The sequence below is a fragment of the Undibacterium sp. Dicai25W genome (assembly GCF_049340505.1).
GTDB classification, from domain to species: Bacteria; Pseudomonadota; Gammaproteobacteria; order Burkholderiales; family Burkholderiaceae_D; genus Undibacterium; species Undibacterium jejuense.
On record NZ_JBMPOQ010000004.1, the window covers coordinates 158,459 to 179,429 of the forward strand.

Here is a 20,971-nt window from a genome sequence, read left to right on the forward strand (position 1 = left end):
TACTACGGGAGATCTTTGCAATCGCAAGGCATTAACTAAAATACCTTGCGTTAGCTTTAACAAAAATTAAGCAACTTTCTTCGCATCGAAGAATTGTTCATCTTCTGTCGAACCGTGCAACGCTGTCGTGGAAGATTGACCTTGTTGAATCACTTGCGTAACGGCATCAAAGTAACCTGTACCTACTTCGCGTTGGTGTTTCACTGCTGTAAAGCCTTTTTCTGCTGCTGCGAATTCAGCTTCTTGCAATTCAACGAAAGCAGACATTTGGTTACGAGCATAGCCATGAGCCAGGTTGAACATGCCGTAGTTCAATGCATGGAAACCAGCCAACGTGATGAATTGGAATTTGTAACCCAATTTACCCAATTCTTTCTGGAATTTAGCAATCGTTGCATCGTCCAGATTTTTCTTCCAGTTGAAAGATGGTGAGCAGTTGTAGGACAACAATTTACCCGGGAACTTAGCATGGATTGCATCAGCAAATGCTTTAGCAAATTCCAAATCAGGCTTACCAGTTTCACACCAGATCATGTCTGCGTATTCTGCATAGGCCAAACCACGGGAGATCGCTTGTTCCAGACCTGGTTTAGTTTTGTAGAAACCTTCCACTGTACGTTCGCCAGTCAGGAATGGTTTGTCGTTGTCATCTACGTCAGAAGTCAACAAATCGGCGGCTTCTGCATCGGTACGTGCCAACAACACAGTTGGCGTACCCATGACGTCAGCAGCCAGACGTGCCGCATTGAGCTTCTCAACAGCTTCACGTGTCGGAACCAATACTTTACCACCCATGTGACCGCATTTTTTTACGGAAGCTAATTGATCTTCAAAGTGAACGCCAGATGCGCCCGCCTCGATCATCGCTTTCATCAATTCAAATGCGTTCAATACACCACCGAAACCAGCTTCAGCATCAGCAACGATAGGAGCGAAGTAATCGATATCGCCTTTACCTTCAGACCATTGAATCTGATCAGCACGTGTCAATGTATTGTTGATACGTTTAACAACCAGTGGCACCGAGTTTGCTGGGTACAAGGATTGATCTGGATACATTTCGCCAGCAACGTTTGCGTCGCCAGCTACTTGCCAGCCAGACAGATAAATCGCTTTCAAGCCCGCTTTTACCTGTTGCATCGCTTGGTTACCAGTCAAAGCGCCGAGTGCATTGATAAATGGTTCGTTGTTAACCAGATCCCATAATTTGATCGAACCATTTTTAGCGAGCGTGTGCTCAACTTTGATGGAACCACGCAGACGAACGACGTCTTCTGCCGTGTAATTACGTTTAATGCCTTTCCAGCGTGGATTGGTATCCCAGTCTTTTTGCAATTCAGCTACTTGTTGTGCGCGTGTTGTCATGCTTCTCTCCTGTGGTCAAAACGAATGAAATGTGTGTTCCGTTGAGATCAATAATAGGAGATTTTTTGCATAGCAACAAGGTCTTATATAAGACATATAACTTTTTTAAAATCGTTTAAAAACAAATACTTAAATATACTTTTTTGCGATACGAAATGCTTTTTCTTAGAATGAGAAAAATAAATTGTGCACCAGAGGGTCAATTTTTCACAATGCGATAAGCTGTTTTCACATTACAAGATTTTGCGTAAAAAGAGACACTTAAGCCTTACGTAAATCTATTTCTCAGCTAAAAGACTTTAAACAACCTGATTAATCCACAAGCAGAACTTCATACCAAGGCGAAGATTTATTCAATGAAACTTTAAATCCGCGATCAGTTTTCAAAATATCACTACCAGCAACTGGAGCGAGCCTTTGCCCATCCGGATCCAGTGGATAGATCACCATACGTTTAGCACTAGAAGGATAGAAAAAACTCACATTAATCCGCTCCAGCCACACTGGCCCTGTCGCATCACGCGGACCAGAAGGCTTCGATGCACTGGAAGCATCAGGTTCAAGAGTCCACCAACCACGAACGCCTGGGTAAGCAATCAAATTCTTAGGGCGCGCCGGAAATACATCGGGCTGACTCCCCGTCGTCGCTCCGCTTATCGTGAGCAATAAACGACGCGACTTGTTCAACAGCTTGGCATCGCGCGTTACCAGCATCATCACGCCAAATTGCCGCCCCTCTTTAGAAAATACCGGGGATATGAGCTCGCTCGAACCAGCCAAGCTGGTAGATTGGGAAAATCCGGCAAACATTGCACTATAAGCTCCGGATGCACGTAGATTAGGTGCATCGCGATCACTGACCAAGTGACCATCGTTGGCGGACCAAAAAGCGCCAGCCAACTCCTTGTCCGTTGAATTTTTATTTTGATGCGACGACACTGCACTATTCAGAGCACCATTACCAGTGTCGCTGTTTTGCAGCAAATATGCGCCAACACGTTTGGTAAAGGCATCCCTCACATCAAGATCGAAGGTGCGCCTGATGTATTCGATATATGCATCAGATGTTGCCCCCTCGCCCATTGCACCTACCATGAGGCGCGCACCTGGCGTCATCGTAACGACGGATTGCTCACGCAAGACAGGAATTTGAAACTGTCTGAATATCGCCGCAGAAATGCCCGTCGTCGCGATTTGTCCGCCCATACCAGATAAGCTAAAACTATCGGGCAAGGCTCTCCAGGTATTTCCATCTGCATACTGAAACAAAAACAAACCATCCCAATCCTGGGCGCTGGCAATTGCCGTGACGACGGGCATAATTTCGGCACTTTGACGATTTGGGTAGGCTTGATTAAATTCACTGATCACAAAAGGCTTTTGAATATCACGATAAAACGCCTGTTTTAATAAAGGCTCCCAGCCTTCACGTACAGCGGAGTGATCACGAATACGCCAATCATTTCTATCCCAGGATTGATGCGGAAAATCGTAGTGATCCACATAAAAATGCTGGTCCAGATAATCCATATTCTTTTGCGAATCTGCATTAATGATGCCTCCGTAGTACATTTGCGTTCCGGTGAGAGGTACCAGATCACCTACTTCCGAACGAACTGCCTGCCGGATCGTCTCGAAATATTGCTTATCCATTTCCGATAGAAAACGGACAAAGTCCAGAACACGGCGCCCCGCACCCTCCTCCTGCACTTCAAATTTTGGCTCAAGAATCGATGGAGATTTCACATCAATTTTGGCCAGCGCCCGCTTCGCCAGTTGCTGACCATGCGCTAACCAACCATCGCCAAATGCCAATACGCGCGCCTCATCCTGCCTGACCAACAATGCACCTTGCTTAGTCAGTCCACAACTACCCCAGACGCGACAAGCTTTATCAAGACTACCGTATTGTCGTACAGCCCAGCGTTGCCATTGTTGCTGCAACAGGCGCTGATATTCTCCTTGTAAGCCATCTACATCTTTTCTTTGCCAGGCGCCGACCAAAGAAGATTCATTATTAATTTCTATCATCGCCAAAGCAGGATCATTGTTCAAATCCAGACGTCGTATCAATTGTTTTGCATATTCAACCTGTAAAGCGATCATGCGTGGTTCAAACAAATGCAGAGGACTGCTGGCAAACGGCATATTTTCACCTGGCACCAAGGGCGTCAGTTGATCGACAACGTATCTGAATGAATAACCGACGTGCAGATTCAAATTAACGTAAATACCCTCACGCCTGAGTGCATCGATGAATGTTTTCAATCTTTGCACTGCAGATTGATTGAAACTTGGAAAAGCACCCGTGGTCAGGATACCTTGCGGCTTGTCTTCGCTATCGCTCAGTACCGTATCAAGATGATGCAGGCGGACTGCATTGAAGCCCAGACTACGTAAGCGTCTGGAAATTTTTGGTGCGTCTTCTTCTTTTGGAAAATTCGCAGCACCAGTAAGACTGATGCCAAATAAACGCACACGTTGATCATCTTTTGTTTGTGGCTGGCCATCACCACCAACTCTGTAGAAATGCGCCCCTTTAACGAATAAACGATCTGCTGGACCTAAGGGATGATTCAGTCCACTAAAATCAGTAATGCTCGCCATCTGATCTTCGTTAATCGTAAATGGGTACCACTCTATATTCGATGCCTGCGCGTTGCACGGTGCCACGCTGACCATGAACAGCAAAGCAAAAAAGAGAACGCGCGGGAATTTTCTTGGAAAATAGTTCATGAAATAAGTCGCAGTAGCCAAGCAAGCCATTAGAATATCGTACAAACAATCATCCAACATAGATGTCAATGAAGAATACTGCAATCGCTCTGGAAGATCGCACCATGAATGACTACGAAATGATACTAATTCGTCTCATGGTCGTGTTATTTGCAGTGTTTTCGTTATTGCCTTACGGAATCTCTTGGGACTACACGGGGTCATCCGCCTTGACGATGGAAGGCTCTATCACCACCAAACTCGAATGGGGTGGATTAATCAGTCTCTCGATGATTGTGCTATACCGGCATTTACCTGAGGCGCTGGCTGATGCGCGTAACCTCAATCCCTTTCTTGTCACCATCTTGCTATGGTGTTTATTATCAAGTCTTTGGTCACCTTTGCCTGGCGTAACATTTAAAAGAGCAATTCAATTGTACGGCCTCGTCATGATCGCCATCGCAATCAATATGGCGCCGCGCCCTTTGGCATTGCTGCTTAAATATTTGCTCTATCCATTAATGGGGATTTTATTATTGTCACTCTTTATGGTAATCACATCACCGAGTTTGGGTATCGATTACGCATTAGGTGGCGCTTGGCGTGGGGCCTTATCCCAAAAAAATGAATTAGGTCAGGTTGCGGCAGTGTCGATTCTTTTGTGGCAAGCACGCGCATGCACAGAGAAGCTTGATATACGGGTTCTTTTAACTGCAATAGGGTTTAGCTTTTTTATGCTGGTGATGAGTAAAAGCTCAACCAGCTTACTCATCACGCTGATTACCAGCGCCATTTTTCATGTACTCAGAAAACGCCATTTAAGTTCGGATTACCCGCTAACCCGGATAGCGCTGGTGTTTTGTTGTTTGATTCTCATCGCACTTTATTTGTTTTTCATGCAGGAATCGCGCTTCCCGACCTGGTCTGAGATTTCATCACCGATTGCACATATCTTCGGCAAAGGTTCTGACCTCACTGGACGGACAGATATTTGGGAATTAGTTATATTAGAAATTCGTAAGCATTGGGTAATGGGTCTGGGCTATGGCGCATTCTGGTTGGGGCCGGATAGCCTCTCTCAATTCATCATTACAGCGCTTAACTGGATTCCCTTACAGTCACATAATGGCTATCTGGATATTTTGAACGAACAAGGTATGGTCGGCCTCACTTTATGCGTTTTATGCCTGTTCGCGCAAGTCGTCAGTCTGGTGATCATGGGACGTAAAGACAGAACACAGGCCGCTTTCTGGTCTGCAATGCTGTTTGTCACAGTGGTGACTAATTTTACCGAAAGCAGCTTGTTCCGCGGATTTGGATTTCAGAATGTATTCTTTATTTTCGCTTTGGTGGCTTGCACATCGGCGAATCGAAGACTAAAAGAAAGCTAGAGGAAAGCAAAAACAAAGAAAAATCCAAGAAACCAAAGCGTGATTTGAAAATTATAAGTCAAGCCAGGGCATTCACATATCGATGCCCAATGACAAGAAAGCGCTTTTCAATCAGGCGATAAGAAACATCGGCCAACAATAAAGAACTCGTCATCATGACAATAATTTTAACTGGCAATGACCACGAAGGCATCCATAGCGCCATTAAGCAATAGACCAACCAGTGATACAGATAAAGGGAATAGCTTATTTTCCCGATGTAGACTAACGGGTATGAACTCAGGATTCGACTAATCAAACCATCAACCAGTACCAGATTGACGAACATAAGAAACAAAGCCACGCCTTGCAGCGAATATCGATATGATTCCCGAAAATTTTCATCCCGCAAAAACAACGAGATCAACATCAACAGTACGCCAAACACAAAAACGCTTTTTTGCTTAAGCAAATCAAACACAAATTCCTTACGCACCAACAGAAGCGCAAGTGCAGTTCCGTACAAAATCGAATCAGCACGCGTATCCGTTGCTTTATAAATCCGGCTATCTGGCAAGTTCGCCAATCCTAACCCATAAACCAGATAAATACGCCAGCCCAAAAACAACACCAACAAAAACACAACCAGCGATAGAAATCGCTTCGGTACGGCAATTAGCGCAGCAAACATCACAGGAAAGATCATATAAAAATGTTCTTCCACTGCGAGTGACCAGGTAATAGACAAGGGTGAAGGTAATGCGTTTTCGGAAAAACCTACAAAAATCCCGAAATAGTTTGCGAAATAAAAGAATACTGATCCCAGCTCCACCCAGCGCCAATTCACCGATGCCATTTGCATGACAGTCAATGCACACAAAATAAAAATCAGCAGTGCTGGCATCAAGCGAAAAAAACGGCGTATGTAAAATTTTCTGATACTGACATAACCAACCCTATCCCATTCAGAAACCATAAGACGGGTAATAATAAATCCGCTAATAAAGAAAAATATAGTCACGCCTAAACCGCCGGGAACAATGTACCCAAGTCCAGCGTGCGACAAGATTACCAATAAAATCGAGATGGCTCGCAGACCATCAAGCGCAAGCAACCGGTCCTGCATTTGCGCTGGGAATGGTGAGGACTGGCCGTCTAAGTTTTTCAATTTCATTTCTTTCTATGATTTTTCAATCACCATAGACGTGCAAATGTGCACCAAGAAAATGATTGAGTTTGCCGAACTGGGAAGCACAAATCCTGGCCCAGGAAAATCCTTTCAACGGAGACAAGGGCAACAAAACTATGGCCAGCACAAAAGAAATACATAACTGAATAATGGCACGCAGTCCCAACCAGAGTCCACGGTGCCAGCGCTGATTTTTGGGAAACATCGCCAACTCAGTTCGCATAAATAATTGCCCGGTTCTGAAAGACCGTTGCAACAACCAAGATGCGGTTGCACGATCGACGGGTACAATTTCAGTCACTGGTGCCTCATCACACCAGACCATACAAGCACCACGTGCGTGCAATTGGCGGAACAGCATACTGTCCTCGCCACCCGTTTTTCCAAATGACGGATCAAACGGTCCTGCCCCACTCGATGTTCGCAATTGATCCAGAAAAGATTTACGAACCAGAACATTTCCACTACGCGCATCCTTGTCATCGATCGGCGTCCCAGAGACCGGACGACGTCGATCAAAAAACTGACCTTTAATAATCCAAGGAGGCACACCTTCTGCGTATTCGGGGAGAACCGGTGCAAACACGACATCGGCGTTGAAGCTTGCCTGTGTAGCCAAGAGATAATGTAACCAGTCTTGTGCTGGGCACTCATCATCATCCACCATGACTACCCATTCCCCGCGCGCCACGCCAATAGCTGCATTGCGTGCCAAAGAAATATTGGATTCACCAAGTTCGAGAACAGTCAATCTGTCATGAAATTGCTTTTTAAACTCGTTGAGAACGGGAATTGCCGAACGGTGAACATCATTATCCACCACGATGACTTCAAGACACTCTTGATTATAGTTTTGCGCAAAAACCGCAGTCAATAAACGTTGCAATAATAGCGGACGACGGAAAGTGCAAATGCAAATACTGATATCAATCATGGGTCTAACCCCGTGAAGATGCAGTTCGTTTTGAGCCGTAAGGTAATCGTTTTTTCACCCAACTCAGCCACTTCCGGGACAACCTGCCAGTCCCATCACCGCTAGCATTCTCATTAAAAATCGTTCCTATGACCTCAGCACCAGCGGCCTGCATATCGCTCTTAGCTTCGCGCAAATCACTCAGTAAAGTCACATCTTTCATCGCCATCAGCAGCACAGAACCAACTTGATGAGCTACCATTTGCGCATCAGACGCTAGCGAAGAAGTGTAGGTATCAAGAACAAAAGCATCAAATTGATTATCACAAGATGCCAACAACTCCCGAATTCGGGGCGCCCGCAATATCTCGAGCGGATTAGGTGGACGTGGTCCACTTGGAAGAATATGCAGGTTATCCATTAAAGGAATCAATGCATTCTGAGCCGCTATCCTTCCCGCAAGAACAGACGACAACCCGTCTGGACTTCCAAGTGAAAACAAATTATGTAAATTTCCGCTGCGCAAATCAGCATCGATGAGCAAGGTGCGTCGCCCTACCTGCGATAGCGCGATCGCCAGGCTTGCTGCCATATACGATTTACCTTCTTGCGGACTGGCACTTACCAGAGCAATTTTTATCTTATCCTGAGAACTGAACTTCAACAACAATTCGCTACGCAAACGCCGGATTTCTTCCGCTTCTTTGGAGAAAGGATAATGAAAAAATCGCAGACCAGAATCTGCCTTACCATTGATCAAATCTTTACTACCAAATCCAAACTGCTCACCTAACGCAGAGTCGATTTGAATCTGGCTTAAAAAACCAAGATTTAAAGCGGCATCGCCAAAGCGTAATTTTTTTTGTCTTTGCTCGGCCGCAATCAACTCTACCTGACTCTCAGTAAGGAGACCTTTTTGCAAAAACAAATCACCCAACCGCCCGACTTTCGCGGACGAACTGTGATCAGTCTTTTCAGTTTCTTTTTCTTGAAAGATCATTTCCATTCCCTTTTGCTTTGTCCGCTAGCTTATCTGGCAACAGAAACAGCTTCTTCAAACCCTATATGTGCCATCACAGGAACGTCAAATTCTCGCTCCAGATCTTCCATGCAACGTACTCTTCTTTGCAGCAGTTCAAGCAAGAAAGCGACGCACAGTCCAAACAAAAAGCCGCCAATCAGGCCAAATATAAGGTTATTACGTAGCAAAGGTTTTGCATGTTTTTCGGGTACTTCGGCCCATTGCATGACCGTTGCATCTGAAATCGCTACGTTACTGGTCATTAAAAGTTCGTCGAACTTCTGGATCGCGGCATTGTAAATTTTCTGGACGCTATCTAACTGACGCTGATACGAGCTGATCACATCGCGATGTTTTTTATTTTCAAAGGTCTTTTTCTGGTAATTCGCTAATTCAGCCTCAATCACTTTTTCTTGTTGTGCCAGACGCCCTTCCACTGATTGCAAGGAGTCAAATGCAGTCGACGATTCACGCTTGAGCTTATCTAGCAGTGCCTGACGTTCTTGCATTATCGCGATATAGCGAGGGTGATTTACGCCTAATGTCGTTTGAGCATTGGCTAACTGTGCTTCAACAGCAATCAAGGCCGCTTTCACACCAGATACATTGCCTACACCCGCGATTTCGGGCAAGTCAGAATTCAGATTACCACGTTTCATTAAGCCATCCAGAGATTGCTTCTTGGATTGTGCTTCGACCCTTTGCAGTTGCACGTCCATCAAACGAGCACTTAATGCATTCATCTGACGCGAATCCAGATCAGTACGCTCATCCGCATCAACGATTTGATATTCTTGCTGATAGCTGGTTAATTTCTTTTGAATATCGTCAATTTGTCTGCTCATGGACTCTAACTGAGCGTTGTATTGATCTTTCCGTGCGCGCGCGGGTGCATTCATCATTTCAAGAGAAAGATCAATATACGATTTGACGATGGCATTGGTAATATCTTTTGCCATTTGCGGACTATTCGAAGAATATTGAACTTCTACTACCCGGCTATTTTTATGTGGTGCTACCTCAACATGCTCAGTGATGGACTCTGCCAATAGTCGAAGCCCACGACGCTCACCATATTTGGCAATCAGCTTGCGACATTCGTCTGTATCTTGTAGCCGCAATGCGTCAATGACGCGCTCCGCAACTTGTACACTGCGGATAACATCAAATTGCGTTTCAAGATAACTCTCGTCCTGCATAGGATTAAATTGTCGACCATTAATCGGATCGTTAATACGGTAATCAATATAAATATTTGCTGAGGCAATATACGTTTTTGGCAACAACACGCTAACAACACCCGCAACCACCACGGCAGCAAAAGTGATATTTAAGATTAATTTTTTCCTGGCGCGCAGCATCGCGCCTATCTGCGTAAATGAGAGAATTAACTCGGTCGGAGAACTTCGCATTGGCAGTCTTAAAAAATGCGTTCGTTAATAAACACAACATCGCCTGGCAGCACGACGTCAGAAATACGGGCTGGAATTTCTTTTAACTCACCATCACTGGACTTGCGGTGGATGATGATACGAGAAGTACTACCACGGTCTGTGACACCTCCGCCGATTGATAAAACGCGCATGACGTTCATATCATCTTCCATCGGATAGGCGCCTGGGCGTCGCACTTCACCGTACACATAAAAATTCTTTTGCTGTCCCACTATCAACACGTCATTAGCGAGAACTTTCTGGCCGAATTGCGCATTATTCTTTTCATCCTCAAAATCAAGACGAACTGTCGCGTATTCTGTCAATTCAGCTTTTCCATCCTGGCTGTTACGGCGCAAAATTCGTAAATTTTTATCTGCTCGCGGTGTTACACCACCTGCCAGACTCAAGGCATCAAGTACACTGAGGTTACCTTGCAATATAAAACGTCCCGGACGCACCACTTCTCCGAGTACCGAAAAGCTCCGACTGACTTGCGCTGCAACTTTGACCGACACTTTAGGTTTAATAAGGTATTGTCCCGCCTCAAGTTTTTTCGCAAAAATTCCTGCAATTTCGGAACCGGTTTTACCACGCACGTCAACGGTACCGACCAAAGGCAGAGTTACGATACCATTTGCGCCAACGATAATGTCGGCGCTCAGATCAGGCTGACCAAACACTGTAACCAATAACTGATCACCTTCGCCGACTACGTCAGCGTTTGCATCAGAAGGGTCGAAATTGCTTGCAGCAATTGATGGCGCTACTTTGGTAGTAACAGATGTCGCAACTGAGGTCACGATTGGAATCGGAACTAAGGACTTCGCCGGAACAATAACTGAAGTATTTACTGCAGTCGGAGCCTGAGGAGTACCCTGGGGCATAACTGGCGTAATAACTGGAGCAGCGTTCGTAGCAGCAATTGAAGTGGAAACTGAGGGCTTGTCTTGCGTTGTAACTTGGGGAACTGACCGAATATTGACTGGTGCGGCAGTTGAAGTAATGACTGGTGCAGCAACTGCAGGAGAATCCGGAGCAGAATCTACCATGGAAACGACTTCAGCTTTCTTCGCTGCGACCGGAACCATCGTTATCCGTTGATCTATCTTAAGTTGCGAAACCGAGTCACTAACAACTTCCTGTGCGGAAAGAGTTGCAGAAAATAACAACGACATCGTACCCGCCACAAAAAAAACGGGCAATTTCAACTTAGACATAGTGGCAAAAACCATTGAAAACCAAGGATGTGATGAAAACATCTTATTTTATCTTGCAACAATCGAAAAGGTAGATTTTTTTTGTCATACATACAAAAAAATGCAACTATATCGAAATAAAAAAAATAAGTACCAATCCATAACAATAATTAACCATTATTAAATTGTCACCCTCGTTAAGCTACGTTAACATTGCTCAAAATGAACGAAAGTGGCGCTATGGTAAATAAGCAAGTTGAACAAGCAAAAATAATAACCTCCCCCGTTGGCACAAATCCGATGAAAAAAATTGCTCCTCTTGTGATCATCGCCCCCGTCCGGGATGAAGCTGATTTAATCCGGCTCACGCTCGAATCGATCACGCAACAAACTGTACACCCGGTCGAGTGGATCATTGTCGATGATGGGTCTAAAGACAATACTGCAGAGATCGTTGAGGAGTACGCAGCGAAATATCCGTTTATCCGTTTGGTTCAGCGGCCAGATCGCGGTTTTCGCAAAGTTGGCGGCGGTGTCGTCGCTGCATTCAAATACGGCATCACACAAATTCAGCATACTGAATACCAATACATTGCCAAACTTGATGGCGATATGTCGTTTGGCCCTCAATACCTCGAAATCATGTTTAAGCAATTTGCCAGCGATCCCAAATTAGCAGCAGTCTCTGGCAAAGTTTTTCGCGAAGAAGATGGAAAACGCGTAGAAGAAATCATCATCGATGAACATGTCGCTGGCCAATTCAAACTTTACCGAAGGAATGCTTTCGAAGAAATTGGCGGCTTTGTCGAAGAAGTACTTTGGGATGGTATAGACGTTCATACAGCACGCATGAAAGGCTGGAACACCAAGAGCTTCTATCATCCTGAAGCTATTCTCATGCACCATCGACTGATGGGGTCATCAGACAAAAATGTATATCGCGGCCGCTTACGATGGGGACGCGGCATCTGGTTTATGGGATACCATCCTTTGTACGCGCTGGCATCGGGTGTATTCAGAATGCGCGAGAAACCATTTGTTATCGGCGGGTTGTTAATTATCGCCGGTTATCTGGGGGCTGCTTTAAAACAAGCACCGCGCTATAACAATCCAGAGTTCAGGGAACATCTGCACAAGTGGCAATTAGCGCAGATTAAAGGCTTATTCTTCAAAACAAAAACAAAATAATTTCACCTGACAAACGAAAGATTATGTTCAGCTCCCACTCTACATCTAGTGCATCACAGCCTGCGCACTTATTATCTGTGCTCACCGGAGTGGCTTTTGGTGCAGCCATATGCCTGACTTTGCTTGCGATTATCCTCAATGTCGAGCGCGTTGACGCCGACGTTTTTTTTATCCGCTTCCTGATCGCTGCAATGACGAGCATCATTGTCTTTTCCAGCCATCGCCTTTTAAATTCCTTGCAAGATAGAAATCCATTCTCACTTTTCCCAAAGCTCACGTGGCGTTGGTTTATCGTCTTTATGGTGGTCTTACTGACTGCATATGTCGATAAGATGTCCGAGCAGTTGTCGAGAAAAGTGATGTTACTTTGGTTGGTCATCACCCCATTCTCTTTGATGGCGATGGCAATAATTATACGAAGAATCGCTACGTTCTATTACTCGAACCCCGCAAGAAGAAGAAAAGCAGTTCTGATTTGGTCTAATTCTGCTTGCGCTGATCTGATCGACTCCTTACGCAACTCTCCATTAGCCGCAGTCGATGTCATCGGCTTCTTCGACAATCGCAGTGCATCTCGACCACCAAGCAAATTAGAAAGATTGGGAGATTTAGGCGATGCAATTGAATGGATCATCGATCCTGAGACCGGCAAGGTCAAGGTAGACGTGGTCTTCATTGGTATGAATACAAAAGAACCGGAAGAATTAGCGGAGATTTTAGAGATACTATACGACAGCACTGCCACAACCTATTTCGTCCCAGAGTCTTTGATTTTCGGTATGCCTGGAATACAACTGCGCGAATTAGCAGGCAAACCTGTCTTAGCATCCGTCGAGACGCCGTTTATCGGGCTAGCTGCACTACCGAAAAGAATTGTCGATTTTGTTGGTGCATTCATCGGCATAATCCTTTTATCGCCAATCATGATAGCCATTGGCGTGGGCGTCAAACTAAGCTCCCCAGGCCCAATATTTTTCAAACAAAATCGTTACGGTATCGCTGGCAAAGCAATTAAAGTCTACAAGTTTCGTAGCATGAAAATAGCTCCGAAAGACTCGCCCGTGATTCAAGCGAAAGTAGGCGATGCTCGCGTTACTAAATTTGGCAGTTTCATCAGAAGAACGTCTTTAGATGAATTGCCGCAGTTATTTAATGTACTCACCGGTGACATGAGCCTGGTCGGCCCGCGCCCGCATGCAGTCGCCCACAATGAGCTTTACCGAAAATTGGTTACCGGTTATATGTTCCGCCACAAAATCAAACCCGGCATCACCGGCTGGGCACAAGTAAACGGTTTACGCGGAGAAACCGATACCCTGGAAAAAATGCAAGCACGCGTTGACTACGACCTGTATTACTTACAGCACTGGTCTATCTGGCTTGACTTCGTCATTTTATGGCGCACCGTCAAAGTCGTTTTTGGCGATAAGAACGCCTACTAGATCAGCAACCCAGCGCATCAGATAAGCCCTTCAAAGCGCATATTGGCCGACGTGCTACGCTGTCTAGGTATTCTGAAGTACCGGCAATTACTGTTGCGGCTTTGATCTGATCGCTTGGTATACGGTAGCTAAATACATCAGATCTCAACAGGCAAATGCCAATCTCAGAAGGAGTTATTTCAAATATGATAACGATGGATGCATAAGCCTAAGTTAACTTGTTAGCCTATAGCATCATAATATCAACGCTCTTTTTTTGCCCTTTTAAAATTCCGCAGATAATTTCCCAGAAGCGAATTTTTCAAATCACTACGCAAAGCAAAATACGTCGATTTTACCTTAGCAATCAACCTGGGAGAAGAAATTGCACCTTCGCACAAATCGATCTGACCCGTTGCAAAACGCAGCTTGTAGGGTTGCTCGCCGCGCCCAAGATCTATACACGTGATTCCGGTCGCAGGTGCCTCGCGTGCGCAGCCAGCAAGCAAAATCAGGCCGGGTGAAAATTCTGAATAGGCTGTCGCATACCAAGGAAACCAGTAATGCAAAACGCCGGAAGAACGCATACCAAAATGGGCTGCAATGAGGGTATCGCCTGCGTATAACGTCGATAAAACGCCAGAAAAACCTGCCTGCTTTTGTTGACTTATTCCTTCAATAACGGCACGTATCCACGGCACCGCAAAAATATCATGCTCGACACCCAGTGTACGAATAAACTGATCTGATTTGCCAGCGAGCAAAGCAGCAAATTCTGCCGGGTCTCGGGCATCAAAATGAAATCTCAGGGGACCAAATTTTTTGCTTAATTTCCGCTCGTTGGTTTCTATCTTTTTAAATAAAGAAGCGTCGCGTTTTTCAGTCAAACGCTGCACATAGACATTGAAACCACCTTCCAGATTTAACGTAAGCGAACGACTATGATGCCATGCATATGCTGCGAACTCACTACGCTCTGTGGGCATATGATTGAAGCCCATATAGCGCACGTTCATCGCTGCCAACATCTGCGTTAAGGGAAGTTCATGGTTCGTCGAAGTTATCGGACCTTGATAATCTGTCAGCCCTCCTCCGATTACTTCAGCGAGAACGTTATTTTTCTTATGATGAGGAAAGAAGCCGATGACCTCACCGGCATCTTCAATTACTAAAATTCGGGTATCAGTGCGTGCCGCGCCGATAATCGCCGTGTATTGGGGGTGATAATAAGGGCTTTGCAAAATTTCCGAATTATTGAGCATTTGCAACCAGGCTTTATGTAGCCCAGCGTCCAGCTCACCGCCGCTGATCAGACTAAACTTCATTGTATCTCTTGCTCATGATTGAGAAAATATTGCTGTAAATTTTCTTGCAATTCAGCTTCCATTGCCTGCTCAACGACTGTCGATAATCGGCTACCGCGTACCGGCTCAAACACAAATACCCGGTAAACGTCCGCCAGTTTCAACATCGTTGGATTGGCGATCAATGTCCACAAGTCACCACCTTCATTTCGAATTGCCCACCATACATTTTTACTCTGCGGCGTATTGATTGAAGCAATCTGTGCAACCCACCCTGCATCCTGCATACGCTGCAACAAGCCTTCAATCTCATCCATGCCAAACCTGGTGGTGGTACGAATTTGTGCAACGCTAACAACGGCATCTTCTTTGGTATTTCTAGCGGCAGTCAATACTTGCAGAATACGCATCGCATCTTCAAAGGCACTGCCAGGCGTAGGAACATGCCACCAACGTTCAAATTTCACTATTGGTAAAGCCGCTGCAATGACAGCGCCAATCAAAGTAATGAGCCACGACAAATAAATCCAAATCAAAAAAATTGGTACCGCGGCCAACGCACCATAGACGATGGTATAAGTCGGGAAATGCGTCACAAAGATCGCAAATCCACGTTTTGCAATTTCAAAAGCACACCCAGCGAATAAACCTCCCCATGCCGCGTCGCGCCAATCTACCGAACGGTTAGGCACTGCGAGGTAGAGCAAGGTATATGCACCTGTCGTAAACGTGACCGATATTAAGGTATAAAATACCCCACCAATGAACGGGACAGAAGCAACAACGCCACTAGTAGCGGTAAACAAATAGGATGTGATGGAAATCGAAACGCCAATTAAAAAGGGGCCCAAAGTAACGATCGCCCAGTAGACTAATACCCTTTGAAACAAAGGACGCGAGCGCTTCACTTGCCATATCTGATTAAAGGACTTGTCTATCATCGCCATGGTGGCAATTGCGGTCAACATCAGTGCCACACCACCGACTGCAGATAAACGTGTGGCTTTAGTGGCAAACTGCGTGAGGTAACCCAATATCGTATTCGCAATGCCTTTGGGCATCAAATTCTGTACAAAATACGCCTCTAAGGAAGTACGGAAAGTATTAAATAAAGGGAAAGCCGTAAAAATTGCCAATGCTACAGTCAGAATTGGAACGAGTGCCAGCACAGAGGTAAATGTTAAGCTACCTGCCACTTGCGGCAGGCGCCCCTCGCGCAGGCGTTGCAAGGCAAAGAGAAAGAGGTTACGTAATTGTGTCCACGAAAGTCCGCGCATATCGATCTTTAAAAAATTACTAGCCGCTATTTTACTGAGAGAGTGACCATAAAGTCTCATATAATAATCATTATGAATACATCCAAGCTTACGATTCTCGTTTTATTTTATTCACGCCACGGCAATACCCGCAAAATGGCAGAATTTATTGCGCAAGGCATAGAAAGCGTGCCAGGTTGCGACGCTCGCCTAAGAACAGTGCCGGCAGTATCGGCAAATACGGAAGCAACCGAGTCAGACATCCCCGCCGAAGGTCCACCGTACGTCGAATTATCGGATCTGAAGGAATGCGCCGCATTAGCATTAGGGTCCCCTACTCGCTTCGGCAATATGGCAGCAGCGATGAAGTATTTTTGGGATGGTACTGCTGCCGAATGGCTATCTGGCACTTTAGTCGGAAAACCTGCGTGTGTTTTTACATCAACCGGCAGCATTCATGGTGGACAGGAGTCCACCTTGTTGTCGATGATGTTACCGCTACTCCATCACGGCATGTTGTTGATGGGCATCCCTTACAGTGAGGCCGAATTAATGACCACCACTACCGGCGGCAGCCCTTATGGAGCAACGCATTGGTCGGGATTGGATGGAAAGAATCAGATCTCTGACGACTCCCGTAAACTTGCCATAGCCTTAGGTAAAAGGTTGGCGGAAACAACGCAACGCCTGACTCAGCATCCATGATCACAACACGTCAACAACATGCTCATTTTCTGGCCTGCATTCTACTTGGTTTGCTGATCGTGCTATGTATTAGCTGGGAAATGTGGGTAGCACCTTTACGTACGGGTGGTTCATGGATGGCGCTCAAAGTATTGCCACTAGTTCTGCCGTTGCGCGGAGTGATACGTAAAGACAATTACACCATGCAATGGACGTCAATGTTAATCTGGCTTTATTTTACTGAAGGCTGTGTCAGAGCATATAGCGATAAAACCAGCATTTCCGCAGCTTGTGCGAGCTTAGAAATTTTCCTGTCGGTGTGCAATTTTGCAGCAATTTTGGTGTATTTGCGGCCTTTCAAACAAGCAGCAAAACAGCGCAAAATGCAAAATGGATGATTTTCTTCAACAGTGCCGGGCTGTCATTGGCTCACAATACGTCCTCATTGACGAAGCTGATCGCAAACCATATGAGACCGAATGGCGGCAACGTTACCGTGGACATTGCCTCGCCGTCTTGCGCCCAGCATCGACAACAGAAGTTGCGGATTTGGTTAAATTATGTCGCCAATTTAAGATCAGCATCGTGCCACAAGGCGGCAATAGTGGATTGGTCATCGGCAGCGTTCCGGATAGCTCGGGCAATTCGGTAGTGTTATCACTACGCAGACTGAACAAAATACGTGCCATTGATACCGACAACAATACCATCACTGTTGATGCTGGCTGCATACTTAACGACGTCCAACAATCGGCCGATAATAGCCAACGACTGTTTCCACTCTCCTTAGCGTCAGAGGGCACTTGCACCGTCGGCGGAAATCTCTCCAGCAACGCAGGTGGCACTGCTGTGCTACGTTACGGAAATGCGCGCGAGCTTTGCCTTGGGCTAGAAGTGGTCAATGCGCAAGGTGAAATCTGGGATGGATTAAAAGGATTGCGCAAAGATAATACTGGATATGATTTACGTGATTTATTTATTGGCGCTGAAGGTAGCTTAGGCATTATCACAGCAGCGGTGATGAAACTCTACCCAAAACCAAAGGCAATTCAGACAGCACTTGTCGCACTTTCCTCACCGGAGGCAGCCCTGGAGTTACTCAATCTGAGCCGTGAAGGATTTGGGCCAGCGCTGACCGGTTTCGAGTTCATTTCGGCAATCTGCCTGGAGCTGGTTCACAAGCATTTTCCGGATATTCCATTGCCGTTTTCAGAGGCTTATTCGTACTATGTACTACTGGAAATTTCCGATCATGAATCTGAATCACACGCCAGACAACTAGCAGAAAACGTTTTGGGGCAAGCCTTAGAAGGCGCAATTATTTCTAATGCTGTGATTGCTGATTCTATGACGCAGGCCAACAATTTGTGGAAGTTACGCGAGAACATTTCCATGGCTCAGGCGGCGGAAGGTAAAAATATCAAGCACGATATATCGCTACCTAGTTCGTGTATACCGGCTTTTATGATGATGACCGCACAGCTTCTTGAGAGCCATTTTCCTGGTTGCAGACTCATTTGTTTCGGTCATATGGGCGATGGAAATTTACATTACAATATCTCACCACCGATTGGTGTCAATGATCAGAATTTCATATCCAATCAAGAAGCAATTAACCGGCTGGTACATGATCAGGTGCACGCCTACAACGGCTCTATCTCTGCCGAACACGGAATAGGTTCTTTAAAGCGAAAAGAACTGCTACGCTATAAATCAGCCGTCGAACTTCAAATGATGCGTGCGATTAAATCTGCGCTTGATCCAGATAACATCATGAATCCCGGAAAAATTTTATAAGGTTAAAGCATTTGTCTATGCGGATATTTCATTTTCAAACCAGCGCAATTAAAACCCTCCAATTTGCATGTTTACCCCTCACCTTATTTCTGCATAATTTCGCATTCGCCGACGTCTACCAGTGTGAACAAAACGGCCATATTCATTATAGCCAAACAGCGTGCGCAGCCAACCAGAAGCAATTGACACATACTACGATTACTGCCACCGATACACCATCAAATGAAACACAACAGGCGGCCAAGAATAGATATCATCGCGAAAAATCTGAATTAAAAAAATTGGAGCAGCAGAGAATTAAGGAACAAGAAAAGCAAGAAAAGACTATGGCAAAGCAAATAGCCAAATCAAAGCAACAAAAAGCAGCATGCGACAAAGCGCAACTACAAGTGAAGTGGGCGAAAGAAGATGCGAAGTCAGCAGCGCCAAAATCTGAAGCCAAGGCTAAGCTAAAACTACAACGTGTCAAAGAAAAAGCGGCTTTGTCCTGCCAGTCAAATTAAAAAAATTTAGTATTGAAGAATGCGGATGTTGCGTTCAACCAATAAAAATGCCCGAAATAAATTCGGGCATTTTTATTAAATCCTTGGCCTGCCCAGCAGGAATCGAACCTGCGACCCCGAGCTTAGAAGGCTCGTGCTCTATCCAACTGAGCTATGGACAGTCTTATTTCGCACTCTATCAGAGCAAGAAAACTGAAGGCTGAATACTACATGTTTACAGCCCCAGTTTCAAGAATAGACTGCGATCTGAAGGCAATATCTGCTAAATTTTTTCGATGCAAGCAACCAAACGACGCGCACTGGCGCTAGCAAGCTCGCCGTCGTCCGCCTCCACCATCACGCGCAACAATGGCTCCGTTCCGGAGGCACGTATCAATACGCGACCACGACCAGATAGCTCAGCCTCTACTTTGTCCTTCTCTTGCATCAAAAGAACATTTTTCTGCCAATCAAAACCCGGAGAGACGCGGACATTTAACAGCACCTGCGGGAATAGTTGCAGCTTATCAAAGCACGCATCCAAAGTTTTACCACTGCGGCGCAAAGCAGACAAAACTTGCAATGCAGAGACAATGCCATCACCGGTTGAATGCTTATCAAGACACAATAAGTGACCAGAACCTTCACCACCCAATAACCAATCACGTTCACGCAATTGCTCCAGCACATAGCGATCACCGACCTTGGCGCGGGCAAAACCCACACCCAGATCTTTTAAGGCAATCTCAACAGCCATATTCGTCATTAATGTCCCAACCACGCCAGGAACGGGACCGATAGCAAGCCTGTCCATCACCATCAGGTAAAGCAATTCATCGCCGTTATAAATTTTCCCGTGACGATCGACCATAATCAGACGATCCGCATCACCATCAAGAGCAATCCCCAAATCTGCATGGTTAGCGCGCACCGCAATTGAGAGTGCATCAGGTGAAGTTGCACCAACATTATCGTTAATGTTCATACCGGTTGGCGCATTGCCTATAGCAATAACTTCCGCACCGAGCTCGTGAAATACATGTGGCGCGATATCGTACGCTGCACCGTGCGCGCAATCGACAACGATTTTAATGCCGCGCAAGTCTAATTCCGATGGGAAGGTGCTCTTACAGAATTCTATGTAACGACCATTCGCATCACGTAAGCGCTGTGCCTTACCCAAATGATCGGAGCTCACGCATTCCATCGGCAAATCCAACTGTGCCTCAATAGCGAGCTCAACTTCATCTGGAAGTTTATTTCCCTGTGCAGAGAAAAATTTAATACCGTTATCGTAATAAGGGTTGTGAGATGCAGAGATAACCACACCTGCTGACAGGCGCAATGCGCGTGTCAGATAAGCCACTGCAGGTGTCGGCATAGGACCAGATAACATCACATCAACACCTGCCGCAGCAAAACCAGCTTCCAGAGCGGCTTCAAGCATGTAACCAGAGATACGCGTATCTTTGCCAATCAATACGGTTGGGCGCTTCTCTCCAGGTTGACCGGTTTGCGCCAATACCTTGCCTGCGGCATAGCCTAAACGCATTACAAAGTCAGGAGTAATTGGAGCAACACCAACTTTGCCACGAATACCATCAGTACCAAAATATTTTCTTGTCATTTTTAAT

At 45.6% G+C, this 20,971-nt stretch carries 17 protein-coding genes, 1 tRNA gene and 1 pseudogene; 8 read left to right on the forward strand and 11 right to left on the reverse strand.

All coding sequences use genetic code 11. The annotated features are described in order from the left end of the window. Window positions 1–66 precede the first annotated feature (66 nt). Both aceA and ACO0KY_RS06885 read right to left on the reverse strand, forming a co-directional pair. Window positions 67–1,365: an isocitrate lyase gene (gene aceA / locus ACO0KY_RS06880; protein ID WP_186912232.1), complete on the reverse strand. Its 1,299-nt coding sequence runs from the start codon at window positions 1,363–1,365 to the stop codon at window positions 67–69. A 312-nt stretch (window positions 1,366–1,677) separates the two neighbouring features. Continuing rightward, entirely contained in the window at window positions 1,678–4,101 is a 2,424-nt protein-coding gene (locus ACO0KY_RS06885) for a hypothetical protein (RefSeq protein WP_423044994.1), read from the reverse strand. 68 nt (window positions 4,102–4,169) lie between these two features. On the opposite strand from ACO0KY_RS06885, the gene ACO0KY_RS06890 reads away from it, so the two are divergent. Beyond that, window positions 4,170–5,471, forward strand: coding sequence for an O-antigen ligase family protein (locus ACO0KY_RS06890; RefSeq protein ID WP_423044995.1), 1,302 nt, complete (start codon window positions 4,170–4,172; stop codon window positions 5,469–5,471). 58 nt (window positions 5,472–5,529) lie between these two features. Here the strand turns inward: ACO0KY_RS06890 and ACO0KY_RS06895 are convergent, their stop codons facing one another. Genes ACO0KY_RS06895 through ACO0KY_RS06915 form a run of 5 tightly spaced genes read right to left on the reverse strand, consistent with a single transcriptional unit; the run spans window position 5,530 to window position 11,226 of the window. After that, a complete protein-coding gene (locus ACO0KY_RS06895) occupies window positions 5,530–6,624 on the reverse strand; it encodes an acyltransferase family protein (RefSeq protein ID WP_423044996.1) in 1,095 nt (364 codons plus the stop codon). A gap of 16 nt (window positions 6,625–6,640) precedes the next feature. Next, window positions 6,641–7,573, reverse strand: a complete 933-nt coding sequence (locus ACO0KY_RS06900; RefSeq protein WP_186912236.1) for a glycosyltransferase — start codon at window positions 7,571–7,573, stop codon at window positions 6,641–6,643. A 4-nt stretch (window positions 7,574–7,577) separates the two neighbouring features. After that, on the reverse strand, window positions 7,578–8,552 hold the full coding sequence (locus tag ACO0KY_RS06905) for a polysaccharide biosynthesis tyrosine autokinase (RefSeq protein ID WP_423044997.1): 975 nt from the start codon (window positions 8,550–8,552) through the stop codon (window positions 7,578–7,580). Window positions 8,553–8,581: 29 nt separating this feature from the next. Beyond that, window positions 8,582–9,985, reverse strand: a complete 1,404-nt coding sequence (locus tag ACO0KY_RS06910; protein ID WP_423044998.1) for a Wzz/FepE/Etk N-terminal domain-containing protein — start codon at window positions 9,983–9,985, stop codon at window positions 8,582–8,584. Window positions 9,986–9,993: 8 nt separating this feature from the next. After that, window positions 9,994–11,226, reverse strand: a complete 1,233-nt coding sequence (locus ACO0KY_RS06915) for an SLBB domain-containing protein (RefSeq protein WP_423044999.1) — start codon at window positions 11,224–11,226, stop codon at window positions 9,994–9,996. 219 nt (window positions 11,227–11,445) lie between these two features. On the opposite strand from ACO0KY_RS06915, the gene ACO0KY_RS06920 reads away from it, so the two are divergent. Continuing rightward, window positions 11,446–12,393: a glycosyltransferase gene (locus ACO0KY_RS06920; protein ID WP_423045000.1), complete on the forward strand. Its 948-nt coding sequence runs from the start codon at window positions 11,446–11,448 to the stop codon at window positions 12,391–12,393. 23 nt (window positions 12,394–12,416) lie between these two features. Then, window positions 12,417–13,835, forward strand: a complete 1,419-nt coding sequence (locus ACO0KY_RS06925) for an undecaprenyl-phosphate glucose phosphotransferase (RefSeq protein ID WP_423045001.1) — start codon at window positions 12,417–12,419, stop codon at window positions 13,833–13,835. A gap of 242 nt (window positions 13,836–14,077) precedes the next feature. Here ACO0KY_RS06925 and ACO0KY_RS06930 read toward each other — a convergent pair whose 3' ends face one another. After that, window positions 14,078–15,139 (reverse strand): GNAT family N-acetyltransferase, encoded by a 1,062-nt coding sequence (locus ACO0KY_RS06930; RefSeq protein ID WP_423045002.1) that lies wholly within the window; start codon window positions 15,137–15,139, stop codon window positions 14,078–14,080. Further along, window positions 15,136–16,395, reverse strand: coding sequence for a YihY family inner membrane protein (locus tag ACO0KY_RS06935; protein WP_423045003.1), 1,260 nt, complete (start codon window positions 16,393–16,395; stop codon window positions 15,136–15,138). The genes ACO0KY_RS06930 and ACO0KY_RS06935 overlap by 4 nt, the downstream gene beginning before the upstream one ends. Before the next feature lie 72 nt (window positions 16,396–16,467). On the opposite strand from ACO0KY_RS06935, the gene wrbA reads away from it, so the two are divergent. From wrbA to ACO0KY_RS06960, 5 genes and pseudogenes are all read left to right on the forward strand, one after another. Next, window positions 16,468–17,079 (forward strand): NAD(P)H:quinone oxidoreductase, encoded by a 612-nt coding sequence (gene wrbA, locus ACO0KY_RS06940; protein WP_423045004.1) that lies wholly within the window; start codon window positions 16,468–16,470, stop codon window positions 17,077–17,079. Further along, window positions 17,076–17,456, forward strand: a complete 381-nt coding sequence (locus ACO0KY_RS06945; RefSeq protein WP_423045006.1) for a DUF2069 domain-containing protein — start codon at window positions 17,076–17,078, stop codon at window positions 17,454–17,456. The genes wrbA and ACO0KY_RS06945 overlap by 4 nt, the downstream gene beginning before the upstream one ends. Then, window positions 17,449–18,855, forward strand: coding sequence for an FAD-binding oxidoreductase (locus ACO0KY_RS06950; RefSeq protein ID WP_423045007.1), 1,407 nt, complete (start codon window positions 17,449–17,451; stop codon window positions 18,853–18,855). Before ACO0KY_RS06945 ends, ACO0KY_RS06950 begins: the two co-directional genes overlap by 8 nt. 17 nt (window positions 18,856–18,872) lie before the next feature. Then, window positions 18,873–19,076, forward strand: a pseudogene (locus ACO0KY_RS06955) (DUF4124 domain-containing protein); the annotation flags it as partial. 105 nt (window positions 19,077–19,181) lie between these two features. Beyond that, on the forward strand, window positions 19,182–19,358 hold the full coding sequence (locus ACO0KY_RS06960; RefSeq protein ID WP_423045091.1) for a hypothetical protein: 177 nt from the start codon (window positions 19,182–19,184) through the stop codon (window positions 19,356–19,358). An 84-nt stretch (window positions 19,359–19,442) separates the two neighbouring features. Here ACO0KY_RS06960 and ACO0KY_RS06965 read toward each other — a convergent pair. Together ACO0KY_RS06965 and glmM are read right to left on the reverse strand one after the other, a co-directional pair. Then, window positions 19,443–19,519 (reverse strand) — tRNA-Arg (locus tag ACO0KY_RS06965). Between the two features lie 101 nt (window positions 19,520–19,620). Next, window positions 19,621–20,964 carry a phosphoglucosamine mutase gene (gene glmM, locus ACO0KY_RS06970; protein WP_423045008.1) on the reverse strand — a complete coding sequence of 448 codons (1,344 nt, stop codon included), beginning with the start codon at window positions 20,962–20,964 and terminating at the stop codon, window positions 19,621–19,623. Window positions 20,965–20,971 lie beyond the last annotated feature (7 nt).

Excerpts from the sequence above, each read along its gene's own strand:
- aceA (WP_186912232.1), bottom strand. The coding sequence starts at position 1,365 with ATGACAACACGCGCACAACAAGTAGCTGAATTGCAAAAAGACTGGGAT.
- ACO0KY_RS06885 (WP_423044994.1), bottom strand. The coding sequence starts at position 4,101 with ATGAACTATTTTCCAAGAAAATTCCCGCGCGTTCTCTTTTTTGCTTTG.
- ACO0KY_RS06890 (WP_423044995.1), top strand. The coding sequence starts at position 4,170 with ATGAAGAATACTGCAATCGCTCTGGAAGATCGCACCATGAATGACTAC.
- ACO0KY_RS06895 (WP_423044996.1), bottom strand. The coding sequence starts at position 6,624 with ATGAAATTGAAAAACTTAGACGGCCAGTCCTCACCATTCCCAGCGCAA.
- ACO0KY_RS06900 (WP_186912236.1), bottom strand. The coding sequence starts at position 7,573 with ATGATTGATATCAGTATTTGCATTTGCACTTTCCGTCGTCCGCTATTA.
- ACO0KY_RS06905 (WP_423044997.1), bottom strand. The coding sequence starts at position 8,552 with ATGATCTTTCAAGAAAAAGAAACTGAAAAGACTGATCACAGTTCGTCC.
- ACO0KY_RS06910 (WP_423044998.1), bottom strand. The coding sequence starts at position 9,985 with ATGCGAAGTTCTCCGACCGAGTTAATTCTCTCATTTACGCAGATAGGC.
- ACO0KY_RS06915 (WP_423044999.1), bottom strand. The coding sequence starts at position 11,226 with ATGTCTAAGTTGAAATTGCCCGTTTTTTTTGTGGCGGGTACGATGTCG.
- ACO0KY_RS06920 (WP_423045000.1), top strand. The coding sequence starts at position 11,446 with ATGGTAAATAAGCAAGTTGAACAAGCAAAAATAATAACCTCCCCCGTT.
- ACO0KY_RS06925 (WP_423045001.1), top strand. The coding sequence starts at position 12,417 with ATGTTCAGCTCCCACTCTACATCTAGTGCATCACAGCCTGCGCACTTA.
- ACO0KY_RS06930 (WP_423045002.1), bottom strand. The coding sequence starts at position 15,139 with ATGAAGTTTAGTCTGATCAGCGGCGGTGAGCTGGACGCTGGGCTACAT.
- ACO0KY_RS06935 (WP_423045003.1), bottom strand. The coding sequence starts at position 16,395 with ATGCGCGGACTTTCGTGGACACAATTACGTAACCTCTTTCTCTTTGCC.
- wrbA (WP_423045004.1), top strand. The coding sequence starts at position 16,468 with ATGAATACATCCAAGCTTACGATTCTCGTTTTATTTTATTCACGCCAC.
- ACO0KY_RS06945 (WP_423045006.1), top strand. The coding sequence starts at position 17,076 with ATGATCACAACACGTCAACAACATGCTCATTTTCTGGCCTGCATTCTA.
- ACO0KY_RS06950 (WP_423045007.1), top strand. The coding sequence starts at position 17,449 with ATGGATGATTTTCTTCAACAGTGCCGGGCTGTCATTGGCTCACAATAC.
- ACO0KY_RS06960 (WP_423045091.1), top strand. The coding sequence starts at position 19,182 with ATGGCAAAGCAAATAGCCAAATCAAAGCAACAAAAAGCAGCATGCGAC.
- glmM (WP_423045008.1), bottom strand. The coding sequence starts at position 20,964 with ATGACAAGAAAATATTTTGGTACTGATGGTATTCGTGGCAAAGTTGGT.